At 52.9% G+C, this 13,525-nt stretch carries 12 protein-coding genes, 2 pseudogenes and 1 riboswitch; of the genes and pseudogenes, 8 read left to right on the top strand and 6 right to left on the bottom strand.

Annotated elements, in window-relative coordinates; translation table 11 throughout:
• Position 1 precedes the first annotated feature (1 nt).
• The 5 genes from B5G42_RS15035 to B5G42_RS18775 all read left to right on the top strand — a co-directional run bounded on the left by B5G42_RS15035 (position 2) and on the right by B5G42_RS18775 (position 4,816).
• A complete protein-coding gene (locus tag B5G42_RS15035; RefSeq protein WP_206406201.1) occupies positions 2 to 394 on the top strand; it encodes a YbaN family protein in 393 nt (130 codons plus the stop codon).
• Position 395: 1 nt separating this feature from the next.
• On the top strand, positions 396 to 2,147 hold the full coding sequence (locus B5G42_RS15030) for an ABC transporter ATP-binding protein/permease (RefSeq protein WP_206406200.1): 1,752 nt from the start codon (positions 396 to 398) through the stop codon (positions 2,145 to 2,147).
• Positions 2,129 to 3,775: an amino acid ABC transporter ATP-binding/permease protein gene (locus B5G42_RS15025; RefSeq protein WP_087272032.1), complete on the top strand. Its 1,647-nt coding sequence runs from the start codon at positions 2,129 to 2,131 to the stop codon at positions 3,773 to 3,775. The genes B5G42_RS15030 and B5G42_RS15025 overlap by 19 nt, the downstream gene beginning before the upstream one ends.
• Before the next feature lie 233 nt (positions 3,776 to 4,008).
• On the top strand, positions 4,009 to 4,404 hold the full coding sequence (locus tag B5G42_RS15020; protein WP_087272029.1) for a metal-dependent transcriptional regulator: 396 nt from the start codon (positions 4,009 to 4,011) through the stop codon (positions 4,402 to 4,404).
• Positions 4,405 to 4,606: 202 nt separating this feature from the next.
• Positions 4,607 to 4,816, top strand: a complete 210-nt coding sequence (locus B5G42_RS18775; RefSeq protein ID WP_242961241.1) for a winged helix-turn-helix domain-containing protein — start codon at positions 4,607 to 4,609, stop codon at positions 4,814 to 4,816.
• A 199-nt stretch (positions 4,817 to 5,015) separates the two neighbouring features.
• Here B5G42_RS18775 and B5G42_RS15010 read toward each other — a convergent pair whose 3' ends face one another.
• The 3 genes and pseudogenes from B5G42_RS15010 to B5G42_RS15000 all read right to left on the bottom strand — a co-directional run.
• Positions 5,016 to 5,273, bottom strand: coding sequence for a helix-turn-helix domain-containing protein (locus B5G42_RS15010; protein WP_087272026.1), 258 nt, complete (start codon positions 5,271 to 5,273; stop codon positions 5,016 to 5,018).
• Positions 5,270 to 7,082 (bottom strand): annotated as a pseudogene (locus B5G42_RS15005) (type IV secretory system conjugative DNA transfer family protein). Before B5G42_RS15005 ends, B5G42_RS15010 begins: the two are co-directional and overlap by 4 nt.
• A 56-nt stretch (positions 7,083 to 7,138) precedes the next feature.
• Positions 7,139 to 7,591 (bottom strand): annotated as a pseudogene (locus tag B5G42_RS15000) (hypothetical protein); the annotation flags it as partial.
• Between the two features lie 486 nt (positions 7,592 to 8,077).
• Between B5G42_RS15000 and B5G42_RS14995 the strand changes: the two are divergent.
• Positions 8,078 to 9,961: a reverse transcriptase domain-containing protein gene (locus B5G42_RS14995; protein ID WP_087272020.1), complete on the top strand. Its 1,884-nt coding sequence runs from the start codon at positions 8,078 to 8,080 to the stop codon at positions 9,959 to 9,961.
• Positions 9,962 to 10,129: 168 nt separating this feature from the next.
• Entirely contained in the window at positions 10,130 to 10,477 is a 348-nt protein-coding gene (locus tag B5G42_RS14990; protein ID WP_275532454.1) for a C40 family peptidase, read from the top strand.
• Between the two features lie 58 nt (positions 10,478 to 10,535).
• Here the strand turns inward: B5G42_RS14990 and B5G42_RS14985 are convergent, their stop codons facing one another.
• A complete protein-coding gene (locus tag B5G42_RS14985; protein WP_087272017.1) occupies positions 10,536 to 10,763 on the bottom strand; it encodes a helix-turn-helix domain-containing protein in 228 nt (75 codons plus the stop codon).
• Between the two features lie 198 nt (positions 10,764 to 10,961).
• Positions 10,962 to 11,177: a helix-turn-helix domain-containing protein gene (locus B5G42_RS14980; RefSeq protein WP_087272014.1), complete on the bottom strand. Its 216-nt coding sequence runs from the start codon at positions 11,175 to 11,177 to the stop codon at positions 10,962 to 10,964.
• A 96-nt stretch (positions 11,178 to 11,273) separates the two neighbouring features.
• Between B5G42_RS14980 and B5G42_RS14975 the strand changes: the two genes are divergently transcribed.
• Complete coding sequence (locus tag B5G42_RS14975) at positions 11,274 to 11,729, top strand: hypothetical protein (RefSeq protein ID WP_087272011.1); 456 nt, start codon at positions 11,274 to 11,276, stop codon at positions 11,727 to 11,729.
• A gap of 165 nt (positions 11,730 to 11,894) precedes the next feature.
• A riboswitch (cobalamin riboswitch) is annotated at positions 11,895 to 12,156 on the top strand.
• 67 nt (positions 12,157 to 12,223) lie between these two features.
• Here the strand turns inward: B5G42_RS14975 and B5G42_RS14970 are convergent.
• On the bottom strand, positions 12,224 to 13,336 hold the full coding sequence (locus tag B5G42_RS14970; protein ID WP_087272008.1) for an adenosylcobinamide amidohydrolase: 1,113 nt from the start codon (positions 13,334 to 13,336) through the stop codon (positions 12,224 to 12,226).
• Positions 13,337 to 13,525: the final 189 nt, after the last annotated feature.

Genomic DNA, 13,525 nt, shown 5'->3' with positions numbered 1-13,525 from the left:
CATGAAAATCATGCTTATTATTCTGGGCTTTTTGGCCCTTGGTCTGGGCGCCGTAGGGCTTGTGATTCCTGTCCTGCCCACCACCCCCTTCTTACTGGTATCCACTTTTTGCTTTGCCAGAAGTTCGGAGCGGCTGAATACCTGGTTTAAGGGGACGAAGCTTTACAAAAATAATCTGGAGACATTTGTTCGGGGCCAGGGAATGACCTGGAAAGCAAAGCTGCGCATCATGGGCACCGTGACCGTCATTATGGCAATCGCTTTTATCGCCATGCAGAACGTTCTTATTGGTCGGATCTGCCTTGCTGTGGTTTGGATTGCCCACGTCATTGCCTTTTGCTTTATTATCAAGACCTGCCCGTCCAAGCACGGTAAGTCCGGTGAGGTGACGTGATATGATGATCAATAAGCGTCTCATTGCCATGGTACCCGAGGTGAAACCGTTTATTTTCAAAAAAGTGGTGGCCAGTTGGGTTTCGCTGCTGGCAGGCATCGTTCTCTGGTTCACCGTGGCCAAGACGCTGGAACAGGTTCTGGAGCAAGGGTCGGTTGCACAGGGCACCGGGACTGCGTTTCTTGTCGCCGGGGGATGCATCGTGATCCGCTTTTTCCTTACTCGTTTGTCGGCCGGATACACCCACCAGGCGGCAGCCTGTGTCAAGGCCAGACTTCGACCGGCCATTTATGACAAGCTGCGCAGGCTGGGCAGCAGCTACACAGACCAATTCCCAACAGCGGAAGCAGTTCAGCTGGCGGGTGAAGGCGTGGAACAGCTGGAGACCTACTTTGGAAATTATCTGCCCCAGTTTTTTTATGCAATGTTGGCACCCCTAACGCTTCTAATCGTGTTCCTGCCCCTCTCGCCTCTGACGGCGGCGGTCTTGTTTCTCTGTGTGCCTTTGATTCCTGCGGCTATTATTGCCGTCCAGCGAGTGGCAAAGCGCCTGTTGGGGAAATATTGGGACGCCTATGCCAATCTGGGGGACAGTTTTCTGGAGAATATTCAGGGGCTGACCACTTTGAAGGTTTATGGCGCGGACCAGGCCCGGCATAAGGCGATGAATGAGGAAGCGGAACATTTCCGCAAGGTTACCATGAAGGTGCTGACCATGCAGCTCAATTCCGTAACCATCATGGATCTGGTGGCCTATGGCGGGACAGCCCTGGGAAGTATTCTTTCGGGGCGTGCATTCCTGCTGGGTCAGGTCTCTTTTGCCGGAGCTGTAGCCATGATCCTGCTGGCCAGTGAATTCTTCCTTGCCATGCGGGCGCTGGGCAGTTTTTTTCATGTGGCCATGAACGGCATGGCTGCCAGCGAGCGGATGTTTCGGCTTCTGGATCTGACGGAATCGGAGGAAGGGGGTAAAACGCTGGAGAACGGCCCCATCTCAATTCAGGAACTCTCGTTCTCCTATGACGGCAGGAAGGATGCCCTTTCCGGGCTGGAATGCACCATCCCTCAGGGTGGCTTTTTCGCCGTGTCCGGCCGGAGCGGCTGTGGAAAGTCTACGCTTGCCGCTGTCATCAGCGGCGCACAGACCCATTACCGGGGCAGTGTTCAAATCGGCGGTACCGAACTGCGGGAGGGATCCGCGGAGAGCCTGCGAAGCCTGATCACAGTGGTGTCCTTTAATAGCTATATCTTTGGCGGTTCGGTACGCAGTACGCTCCTGGAAGGACGGCCGGACGCCGACGAGTCGGCGCTGCAGGAGGTGCTGCGCCGGGTCAATTTGCTGGATTTCGTGCAGTCCCAGGGCGGTCTGGATATGCCCCTGATGGAACGGGCGTCCAACCTATCGGGCGGGCAGCGGCAGCGTCTTGCTTTGGCCCGCGCTTTACTCAAGGACAGCCCGATTTATATCTTTGATGAAGCCACAAGTAACATTGACGCAGAGAGCGAAGAGGACATCATGGGTGTGATCCGTTCCCTCAAAGGGCGGCACACGGTTCTGGTCATCTCTCACCGGCTTGCCAATGTGACGGACGCAGATAAGATCTTGTATCTGGAACATGGCCGGCTGTGTGAAAGCGGGTCCCATAACGCACTGATGAAGATGGGCGGAGGCTATGCCGCCCTGTTCCGGGCACAGCAGGAACTGGAGCATCCGGGTGGAAAGGAGGGGGCGGAATGCGAAGAAACGGCATAAAGATCATGTGGGGTCTGCTGGGGCTGCTGCGGCCTCTGGCCCATGTCATGGTATTCTGCGTTGCGCTTGGTACACTTGGCTTTTTCTGTGCCATTTCCATCACGGTTCTGGCGGTGAATCTGCTGCTCACTGCCATGGAACTTTCCCCCTGGAGCCTCACCTTTGCTGCCGGTGGCGCAATTATGGCTGTGTGCGCCGTGGCCCGGGCATTGCTTCGTTATGGAGAACAGACCTGCGGACACTACATCGCATTCAAACTGCTGGCGGTCATCCGGGACAAGGTATTTGCCGCCCTGCGGCGTCTGGCTCCGGCAAAGCTGGAGGGCAAGGGACGGGGTGACCTGATCTCTCTGATCACCAGTGATATTGAGCTTCTGGAGGTCTTTTACGCCCATACCATTGCCCCCGTCTGTATTGCCGTGCTGGTCTCTCTTTCCATGACGGTTTTGATCGGCAGCTTCCATCCTTTGCTGGGCCTGCTGGCTGGCATCTCCTATCTGCTGGTGGGCTGTGTTATTCCCTTGGCTACCTCCCGTATCGGACGGAGGCAGGGCATGGAGGTTCGAAATCAGCTGGGTGAGCTGAACAGCTATGTGCTGGAAAGTCTGCGTGGTCTGCGTGAGAGTCTTCAGTACGCACAAGATGGAGCCAGGGCACATGAGATGGAGCGGAAAACCGAACAGCTCAACCAGCTGCAAAAGCAGCTCAAACGGCACGAGGCTGCAGCGTCCTCCTGGTCCGGCGGGGCGGTTATGGCGCTGACTTTGGCGATGCTGGGCGTGGGAATGGTGTTGAACGTAACGTTCCCCGTACTTCTGCTGACCACAGTAATGCTCTCGTCATCCTTTGGACCTGTACTGGCGCTGGCAAATCTCTCCGCCACCATGGATCAGACGCTGGCTTCGGGGGAACGAGTGCTGGCGCTTCTGGAAGAAAATCCGGAGACAGAGGAGGTGCTGACCGGCCAATGCCCGGACTTCTCCGGGGCGGAGGTAAAGCATCTCACATTTTCCTATGGCTCTGAGGAGATCCTTCACGATCTCTCCGCTCAGTTTTCCAAGGGGAAGATCATTGCCGTCACAGGGAAGAGCGGTTCCGGGAAATCCACCCTGCTCAAACTGCTGATGCGCTTCTGGTCTGCGCCGGCAGGAAATGTTTTGATCTCAGACACCGATGTGGGTAAGATCCCCACCCAACACCTGCGGCATTTGGAAAGCTATATGATCCAGGATACGGACCTATTTCATGACAGCATCGCGGATAACATCCGCATCGGAAAACTGGATGCCACCCAGGAGGAAATCGAAGCGGCAGCCCGCAAGGCAGCCCTCCACGACTTTATTCTCACATTGCCCCAGGGCTATGATACGCCGGTGGGCGAGCTGGGCGATACCCTCTCTGGCGGTGAACGGCAGCGGATCGGTCTGGCTCGAGCGTTTCTTCACGAGGCGCCCTTTTTGCTGCTGGATGAACCAACCAGCAACTTGGACAGCCTCAATGAAGGGATTATTTTACGGGCCCTGCGGGAGGAACAGGATGACAGGACTGTGATCTTGGTATCCCATCGGCGTTCAACGCTCTCGGTTGCCCACAGAACTTATACTGTGGATTGTGGGCGGCTTTGTTAAGATAAAATGTTGCACTATTGACGCAAGGAAGCAGAATTCCGCGCAGATGGAATTGTAGACCTCTTTGTTTGACTCGTGGAAGATGAAGATCGGTGAAATTGTTGATGAGGCGGGCTCTGTTGATTGAAGAGAGTGCGGGGGAAAGCCGTGAGTTATGTGTCCAATATGATTCGGATTTTCATGGGTGCCAAAGCCGAAAGCCGTTCTTTATACAAGGATAAGAGGATTGAACTATGAAACTTCGAGCGTCGGGTGAAGATTATCTGGAAGCGGTCCTGGTTCTTCAAAAGAAAATGGGCATAGTAAGGTCTGCAGATGTGGCCAGACACTTGGAGGTGTCGAAGCCAAGTGTCTGCAATGCGGTGGCTGCTTTACGGAACGGAGGCTTTCTCACGATGGACGAGAATTATTACCTGCATTTGACAGATGCGGGGCGAGAAGCTGCCGAAGCCACTAATGAAAAGCATCGCTTTTTTACAGAGATGCTTGTGGCAGCTGGCGTCGACCCTGTTACTGCCGAGCGGGATGCCTGCCGGATTGAGCATGTAATCAGCAATGAAACCTTTGAGCGACTGAAAGCAGCTCGTAAACTGAGTGAGAAAGCGGTGATATCATCGGACGAGTCATGATTTTGGAGCTGCACGAAAGAGATACGGAAGTTTTGGAGCAGATCCTGTCTATCCTCAAAAACCACCCTGAGATAGAATAATTCGAGATTGATGAGGAACCGATGGTGTCGCTCCCCGGTCTTGAGATCTTTCCAACAGACGAAAGGTTTTTCGGGATCGACAGGAGATTCAGCTTACCGCAAAAGAATATCGGATTCTCCTGTTGCTGGCCGCCAATAAAGGCCGTGTGCTGACCTATGCACAGATTTACGAACAGATCTGGGGCGATTTCACCACAGGAAACGAAAACAATACGATAGGTTTTCATATCTGCAACCTGCGCGAGAAGCTGTATCGGGCTAATCCAGATGCCCCGTTCTACATTCGCTCCGTGCGGGAAGTCGGATACTGCCTGGATGTCGATGAACCGTAATTCCACCACTATTTTCTTTCGCATGGATGTCTTTTCTCTGACCTAAATCTCTGATAGAGTGAGTCCTTCTGGGTGGTTCACGATGAACCGCCCCTGGGTCCAGCGAATGGGTGCAGTTCTCCCTTGGCGGAAGATTTTGAAATTACCATTCATTCAGAGAGTGGTTTGTACTACATTTTGGTACAAACCACTCTCTCTTTTATTTCACGGTATAGAGGTTGGAGGTGCTGCTCCCATTCGGCCTGTGCCGGGAATCTTTTTGGAGATAGCCGTGCTGCTCCAGATCGTGCAGCGCCCGCTTGACCGTGGAGCGGGACAGCTTCATGTCCGAGGCAATGGTCTTGATGCCCGGCCAGCACTTTCCCTCGGCATCGGAGCGATCCCGCAGGTACATATAGACAGCCTTCGCTCTGGAGGGAAGCTCAGTGTCGGCGTAAATCGTTCCGAAGTAACTCATCGTTCCTCCTCTCCGAATGTCTTCATTTGCTTTCCTCTTTTTACAGCCCTCTCCTGAGCCGGAGCATGGGCGATGCCGCCCCGGCTGGATACCGCATAGCCGCGGCTTTCGTCCATCTCCTCCGGCTCACTGAGCTGCGGGAGATTCCGCTCCAGATCCACCCGGTTGGCATAGGCCACCGCTCGGTTGGCTCTCTCCGGCACCACATACGGCTCCCCGAAGGTAATGCCCCAGTTTAAGAAGAGCTGGAGCCGGGTCCGCATGGGATGTGTGCCGGTTTTCATGACAATGAAGCTGCCCTTGGGAATGGATTTCAGATCGTCGGGCGTCAGCAGGGCACGCTCCATCATCTGGAGGCTCTGGCTGGGATCGTTCTTGCCCCGGCTCACCGAGCCGGAGAGGACGGTGCGGCTGCCCAGGGCTTTGGACAGTACCTCCGCAGTCTGGCTGTTGGGGGCGAAGCCGCCGAAGATGGTGTCCTGGCAGTTGTCCTGAATGATCTCGCAGCCCTCTTTTCCGTAGTTTTTCGAGCTGCGCTAAGGACTGGATGATGGGCACCAGCGTCAGCCGGCGGGAACGGCCTGCGGAGAACAGGGGCAGGATATCAAAGGGCGGCATGGTACCGAACTCATCACAAAACAGTACCACCCGGTTCTTCAGCTTGCCGCCGTTCTCATCAGCCACAGCGAACAGCTCCCGGCTCAGGTTCTGGATCATGAGACCGGCCATAAAGTTCTTGGTCGTGTCTTCTTCCGGCAGGATCAGGAAGATGACAGACTTCTCAGAAGCAAACTTCTCAGCGTCAATGGCGCTGTCAAAGCAAAGGATCTGTTCCAGCTCGCTGTCCAGGAACGCATTCAAGCGGGACAGCACAGTGGACATGACAGAGGCCATGGCCTGCTCGGCGCTGTTGAGGGCGGCGCCGGCAAACCACCGCGCCTTATGATCCGGGGGAAGTTTTGCCATCAGGAGCTGGAAGTGGCTCTTGCCCTTGACCCGGCTGGGTTCCAGCAGATCCTGTACCAGCTTGAACACGGAGACGATATGCCGGCGCTCCTGGGGGTGGTCTTTATCGGGCGGCAGGAACTCGGCCAGCATCAGGATGACCGAGGTGAGCAGACCTTCCGCCGCATCGTAGAAGAAAGCGTTCTGGCCGCGGTTGCTGTCATCGCCGTCCGGGTTGACAATGGTCTTGGACAGGATTTTGGCGTATTTCTCGGCCTTGGCGCGGGCCGCAAGATTGTTCGGGTCATTCCGGGCAATGTCCATATACCGGTTGACCAGCGTCAGCAGATTGTTGCCATCCGAGCGGGTGGGATTTCGCAGGTCGATAACTGATACATGGTACCCATAGCGTTCTTTGGCGATGGTCCCGTAGTTTCGGGCCAGGTCGCCCTTGCTGTCCAGCGCCAGCCAGCTCATGCCGCAGGCGCAGGCGTACTCCAAATTCGGATAGAGAAAATAGGCGGTCTTGCCGATACCGGAAGCGCCGATCATGAGGCAGTGGATATCGTCGCTGTCCACCAGAGCGGTAAGCTTGCCCTTCTTGCCCTTGCACCCCAGCACCAGTCCCTGCTCCGTGGGCAGGTTCTGGCCGCTGCGCCATTTCTCGACCTCAAAAGGGACATGGGCATAGGTCTGCCGGATCTCTTTGGTTGTGGCCCATCTCGCGGTGCCGTGCTGGCCGTCGCCGACCGTTTTGGATTTGATCCCGCTCAGGGTGTAGTAGTGGGACAGGCCCGCCAGACAGCCGATGACCAAAAACATCAGCCCGCCGGCAGCCAACAAAATCAGGACTTGGTGTGGCATGGTTAACCCCTTTCAGGGCACACCACTTCCTGCTCGGCATCATATTTCTGAATGCGCACATCACTCTTGTTATAGGTGCTGCCTTCGATCACAAACTGCACGGTGACCGGGTTGTCCGGGTCTGACTGCCCGCCGGACACCTCCACCGAGGTGATAACATCGGTGTCCACCCGGTATTCGTAGTCAAACGCATTCACCTCCGGTTCCTCCACCTCATCGTTGAAGCGGACGATGCCGATCCCCAGCGAGGAAATGATCTGTTCATTGCTGACCTTGCTGGTAGTGCTGCCTGACCATGCGGGATACCCGAGGTCGGCTTCCTCCAGAAAGATAGCGAGCGGGAGATTCTGATGGGTCAGCGATCCCATCCAATAGCGCAAGTTGCCGCTGACCACCTGGTCGTACAAAGCGGCCTCGGTGGCAGTCATAGCGTAGTTGGCGCCGTTATAGACCAGATACGTAATCGGCTCGATGACGATTTTGTAATCGCCGCAGATCAGCGTACAAATCGGTCATGTCCAGTATGTCTTGTTGCAGCCGACAAAAGTCCTGAGAGTAAGGCTCGTAAAGAAGAGGATGATAATACAGCCATCAGCCCCGGAGCGGGGTACTGCCGCTGTTCGACGCTTCCACCCGCGAAGAACAGCAGAAAACCATTAAGGTCGAATCTCTTTGGCAGAAGATCACACCAGCCAAAGATGGCAGTCGGGCCAGAGGGACGGACTAAAACCGATATGCAAAGCTAAAGCATAGGGAACAAAGGAACCGTGGACGGGTACATGAAAATGTAAAAGGGATGACACTCCCACCCGCGCAGGTAGGAAATGACCTGCTCATCCACGGGGCAGGAGCCCGTAGTAGTGATGAAGCCCCTGTAATGGGGGTGGAGCGAAGGGGCATAGTCAGTGCAGATTGTATGTGAACAGGAAGTCGAGGAAGCCGTAGGCATACCTGACTAAAACCAGAAACACCAAGTCCGAGGGGAGGCGGTGCGTATGGCACAACAATTCGACAGCCCAAAAACCGAAACACAGTTACGCGGAATCCAAGACAAGCTGTATCAGCACAGCAAAGAGGTCTATGACGCAGGCGGTCGGCCAGCGTTCAAGGGCCTTTTGGAAATCATGTCAGCAGAAGCAACCATTATCACAGCAATTCACAACATAAAGAGCAATCACGGCAGTGAGACCCCCGGCGTTGATTTAAAAACCATGCGAAAGGATTATCTGGAAAAACCTTATCAGTGGGTGATAAAGGATATCCAAGGCGCACTCAAGCATTTTGAGGCACAGGAAATACGCCGGAAATACATCGACAAACCGGGAAAGGCCGAAAAACGTCCACTGGGAATCCCCATCATTCGAGACCGCATTGTGCAGGAGTGCATGAAGCTCGTGCTGGAACCAATTCTGGAAGCACAATTCTTTGCGCATTCTTATGGGTTTCGGCCCATGCGGGATGCCGAGATGGCATTGGCACGTATCAATCAGGTATCGCACGTGTCGGCCAAATACTGGATTGTTGAAGGGGATATCAGCAAATGCTTTGACAACATTGACCACAGCATCCTTCTAAGGCGTCTGTATCACATCGGCATCAAGGACAGGCGTGTACTGCAAATCGTCAAAGCAATGCTGAGGGCTGGGATTATGGATGAATGTGCCGTGAATGAGTACGGAACCCCACAGGGAGGAATTATCAGCCCACTGCTGGCCAATGCCTATTTGGACATTATGGATGAGTGGGTGGCCAAACAGTGGGAGAGAAAGAATACCCGGCGCACCTACCGGACCGAGGGAACCAAGCGGAAATCTCTTTATCAAACGTCGCTCGCTCCGGGATGGCTCATACGGTACGCAGATGATTTTGTCATCATCACAGACACCCGTGCCCATGCTGAACAATGGAAAGCCAGATTACAAACGTTTCTGCGAAGTAAACTCAAGCTGACATTATCCACGGAAAAAACGCTGATAACAGATGTCCGAAGGAAACACATCCACTTTCTTGGTTACGAACTCAAAATGATACCGGGAAACAGCAGAACAGGCTATATCACAAAAACGATACCAGATAGAGAACGGTTACAGCGGAAAGTCGATAGTATTGCGGAAAGCATAAAGAAAATTCCAAGAAATTTCAGTAAGGAACAGTTTATCGGGGAAATCAATCGCATCAACAGCCAAGTCCGGGGGATTATCCAGTATTACCAATGCTGTACATGGGTGAGTGTTGCCTTGCGGCGGCACTCTCACCGATTGCAGATGATTGCCAAAGATCGTCTGAAGCAATACAGCGGCAGATGGATACCAGCAAACCAAACGCAAAATCTCCCCCATATCCATCAAAAGCATCAGCAGAAAATTCCCTCGATAAAATACCGCGATATATACATCGGTTTTACCGCGCTCTCCTTTTGCCAGTGGGAAATGACTATTGTGAAAGCTCAGGCGGAAACGCCATACTCAGAAGAGGGCAGGCAGCACTATTTTAAACGCACGAAAAAGAATCGCATGAATGCGCGACTTGATGAAATGTACTCAGAGAGTACAGCCCGCGCTGTCTGTTACAGCAAATGGGGACGACTCAACAACTTCGAATTCGTTATGAACAGAGCCTATGCGCTCAACCGAGACAGGCTGAAATGTCGAATATGCGGCGGATGGCTGATATCAGTTACGCCATGTACTCATAGAGTTGACCCCAATCTCCCGCTGAACAAAGTAAACCGTGTCAACAATCTGGTTTCTATGCACAGAAAATGCCTTGATGCTGTGAATAATCCTAATCAGGATATCAGCGAGTTCGATACCAAAGCGCAAAAGAAAATCAAAGGTTTTAGGGATAAATTGGTTAATTCGCATACACGCAACAAATAATCTGCATTGATGGTGCGCCGTGTGCGGCGAAAGTCGCAAGCACGGTGTGAAGCGGGGGAAAATCCACCCTGACTGTCCTGGTAACACCGGGATAAAAGCGGTGGATTACCTATCGCTATCAAGAGCCTGGTTCTCGGCTGGGACTCCCGCTGGGGACAACTCTCCAAGGTGTGGGCGGACGGCAGCTCCACAACCGGCACCTATCGGCCCTATGGGCTGGACTGTTCCGGCTTTGTGGACTGGACTTTCTATAATGTCAGCAACGGCGAATATGTTATCGGCCATGGCGGAGGTGCTCGTATGCAGCACACCTACTGTACCTCTATCTCCTGGGATGAGGCCCAGCCCGGCGATCTGGTATTCTATCCGGAAGATACTCATGTTGGTATTGTGGGCGGCAGGGACGAAAACGGCAATCTGTTGATCGTCCACTGCGCCAGCGGAGCCAACAATGTGGTCATCACCGGCCTGGAGGGCTTTACCTCTATCGGACGCCCCCTGTATTACGGGGAATAAAATAAATCTCACGGTGAGACGCAATTCCTTTTGGAATGAGGTCTCACCGTGAGATTTTTTAATCTTCAAACAGTTTGGAAACTGGGATCTCCAGCACTTCCGCGATCTTAAACATGGTTTCCATAGAGACGCCGAACGGTCTTGTCGGACTCTCGACTTTTGCCACAAATGACCATGATTTACCGATTGCGTCAGCAAAGGCTTCCTGGGTCATGCCATGCAGCTTTCGGTAGTATTGCACTTTCAAGCCGAATTTTATGAATTGTTCCCGATATGCTGTCTCCATAACGCACCCCTTTTTATTAAAAGGGTATCATCAAAACGAGAAAATATTTATGGAAGATAATTGTTATTTATAGCAATACAATGATATAATCGAGCAATAGAAGGATTGTAGTAAGATAACGGCAGCAGGAGAAACAGCGGCAAAAATCGTGAAATAAACAAAAACCGATGGATAAGATTTTTCCATCCATCGGTTTGCTCAACTTTGTTCATCTGTATCTGGAAGATACTCTACAATATCCGCTAAAGAGCAGTTCAATAATTTGCACAATGCCTCCAACGTATTTGTAGACACAGAATCTCCGGCCTTCATCCGGCGAATGGAGGCACTGCTGATACCTCCCTTGACCTGCAAGGTATATGTTGTTGCCCCACGACGCGCCATTGTTTCCCATAGTGGTGCATACGAAATCACTCAACAGCCCTCCTTCCGCTTGCTATATCTCTATTATTGCCTATAATTGAGATACATCGTTATAGGCAATATTGCCTACACAGAAAGGAACAAACTATGACAGGAGCAACCTGCTTTTTCATCGGCCACAGGGAGACAGGCGATGAACTGATCCCTGCTTTGACAGCGGCGGTAGAACGCCATATCACCGAATACGGTGTCACAAGTTTTATGGTGGGCCGTTATGGCAACTTTGATAAGCTGGCAGCCAGGGCCGTCATAGACGCAAAAAAGCGCCACCCGGAGGTGACGCTGACTTTGTTGCTGCCTTATCATCCTTTTGACCGGCCGACCCCTACACCGAAAGGCTTTGACGGCACCTTTTATCCGCCAGGTATGGAGACTGTGCCAAAACGGGTAGCTATCGTTCGGGCCAACCGTTATATGGTGGAACACAGTACCCACTTGATTGCCTATGCTTGGCACCCGGCAAGCAACGCGAGGGCGTTGGTAGAGCACGCCCGGATATGGGGAAGAAAGGGGAAAATCCATATTGAGAACCTTGTTAAATAGAATATATCGGTAATAAAGATATTTTTCTTTTTAGGAATTCTACTTCAAGACCGAAAATAGAACAATAACAAGATTATATTTGCCTTGTCATAAACCTTTCTTGACATATGGAAAATCTTCTCTATAATAGTGGCTGAAGTGAATACATTGCTCCGACTTTTGTGGCACCGGCGCGTTCTTTTTTGGAAGACACGCCGGGATGTTCCGCTGAACAAGGGAATTGGGTGAAACTCCCAAACACGTTTCCGGGAACCGGATGTAGTCTCGGATTCTGTAGCTGTGAGCATAGAGTGTCTGTTTTTTCTGCGAAAGCAGGTCACTGGCAGGCTGTAATGGCTTGGCCGGGAAGGCTAAACAGATGCGCAGATGCGGTTTTCCGCATCGGGATATGCGAGTCAGAAGACCTACAAAATAACGGGTGTTATTTCTTTGTGAAACAACACCCGTTCTGTCTGGAAAAGCGGTAGCATTTGCTGCCGCTTTTTATTTTTGGATCAAATGGGCGCCTGATTGGGATACAGCCGCTCTTGCTCCAGTAAGTTGGATATGAGTAGCTGACAGAGGAAATGCTCCAGCTTATCCATGAGTGCAGCTTCCTGAAGCAGAGGCAAGGCACAGCGATAGTGCTGTTGAACCTGACGCAGCAGATGCTCTCCCCAATCTCCGGCCTCCAGTTCGGTCAGCATCCCGGCGCGGCGCTGATCCTCCAAATGCACATAGAGGGTCACGGCTCCCACAAGGAATGCGTCCTGATCCAGCTTTTTGATGGTCCGGGCAATGGCGGCAGCCTGCTCCGGCCACCAGGTCAGGCAGGGCGCGGACAGCGTGTCCGCGTTGATCCCAAATCGATGCAATCTTTTGAGTACGCTATGTTGATCCCGGGCACAGAAGCCGGTCTGCCGGAACAGCGCCTCGGTGACGGCTTCCCGCACGGCCAGGGCCGCCAGCTCTCCAAATTTGAAATGTTTGCCTGCGTTCAACAGCATCCCTTCCTCGCCGGTTCCACAGATAATGACCATGCCGTCGGTGCCTGTCCCTGTGGCTAGTTCCTGGGAAACGCTGCTGCCCTGCATCAGATCCCGAAGCACGGCGGTCTTGGCTTCTGTAGCTGTCATGATCAGTTCTGCCATGGCTCCCGGGGAGAGAGGACGGTCAGTGACCAGAAAGATATTGATGGTGCCTGGCGGCACCGGACAGGGCACACCATCCGCCTCTGCCAAGAATGCCGGATCTCCGGCGCAGAGGGCGTTGACATCAGCACCGCCGGATACTGCTGCTGTGATTTGCAGATCCTTCCAATGCTTTGTGATTACCACCATATTGTCCAGATTTGCCGCAGTGTCAAGACCGGTGGAATGGTCCGGGTCCAGGCCAAGACGTTTTGCCACTGCGCACTGGTGCGCTTGCAGGTTATTTCCCTCCATAGGCTGGCAGACCCCCGCTGTGCCGCAGTCACAGTAGTTGAAGGCGGCGGTCAGATCGGCCCGCATACCACCGCCGCTGGCCCCAGTAGACAGCACCATGCGGGGGCCAGAAAACCGAAAGATAGCAGCTTGTTCCGTACATGTTAGATAATCGCCGTTGCACAATTCAAAATTGCGTTCCATATATCCTGGGCCTCCGGAATTTTCTGAGATGTTCTGAATGGATTATAGCAGATAACTGCATACAGGAAAAGAAGAAAGATTAACTATTAAAAGTCAAGCCCCAAAATGAATGGTGGTGGTGAAAAAGGATAGCTCAAAAAAGGTATAGCAAAGCTAAGGTCTTGTCAGGCCTCTGCTGGCTATTTAAGT

The organism is Flavonifractor sp. An91, from assembly GCF_002159225.1.
Classification (GTDB): Bacteria; Bacillota; Clostridia; order Oscillospirales; family Oscillospiraceae; genus Flavonifractor; species Flavonifractor avicola.
Note: the sequence above shows the minus strand (reverse complement) of the source record. Positions and strands in the feature narration are given on the sequence as shown.

What these genes read in the sequence shown, in the direction of transcription:
- B5G42_RS15035 (WP_206406201.1), top strand. Translation starts at nt 2, where the DNA reads ATGAAAATCATGCTTATTATTCTGGGCTTTTTGGCCCTTGGTCTGGGC.
- B5G42_RS15030 (WP_206406200.1), top strand. Translation starts at nt 396, where the DNA reads ATGATGATCAATAAGCGTCTCATTGCCATGGTACCCGAGGTGAAACCG.
- B5G42_RS15025 (WP_087272032.1), top strand. Translation starts at nt 2,129, where the DNA reads ATGCGAAGAAACGGCATAAAGATCATGTGGGGTCTGCTGGGGCTGCTG.
- B5G42_RS15020 (WP_087272029.1), top strand. Translation starts at nt 4,009, where the DNA reads ATGAAACTTCGAGCGTCGGGTGAAGATTATCTGGAAGCGGTCCTGGTT.
- B5G42_RS15010 (WP_087272026.1), bottom strand. Translation starts at nt 5,273, where the DNA reads ATGAGTTACTTCGGAACGATTTACGCCGACACTGAGCTTCCCTCCAGA.
- B5G42_RS14995 (WP_087272020.1), top strand. Translation starts at nt 8,078, where the DNA reads ATGGCACAACAATTCGACAGCCCAAAAACCGAAACACAGTTACGCGGA.
- B5G42_RS14985 (WP_087272017.1), bottom strand. Translation starts at nt 10,763, where the DNA reads ATGGAGACAGCATATCGGGAACAATTCATAAAATTCGGCTTGAAAGTG.
- B5G42_RS14975 (WP_087272011.1), top strand. Translation starts at nt 11,274, where the DNA reads ATGACAGGAGCAACCTGCTTTTTCATCGGCCACAGGGAGACAGGCGAT.
- B5G42_RS14970 (WP_087272008.1), bottom strand. Translation starts at nt 13,336, where the DNA reads ATGGAACGCAATTTTGAATTGTGCAACGGCGATTATCTAACATGTACG.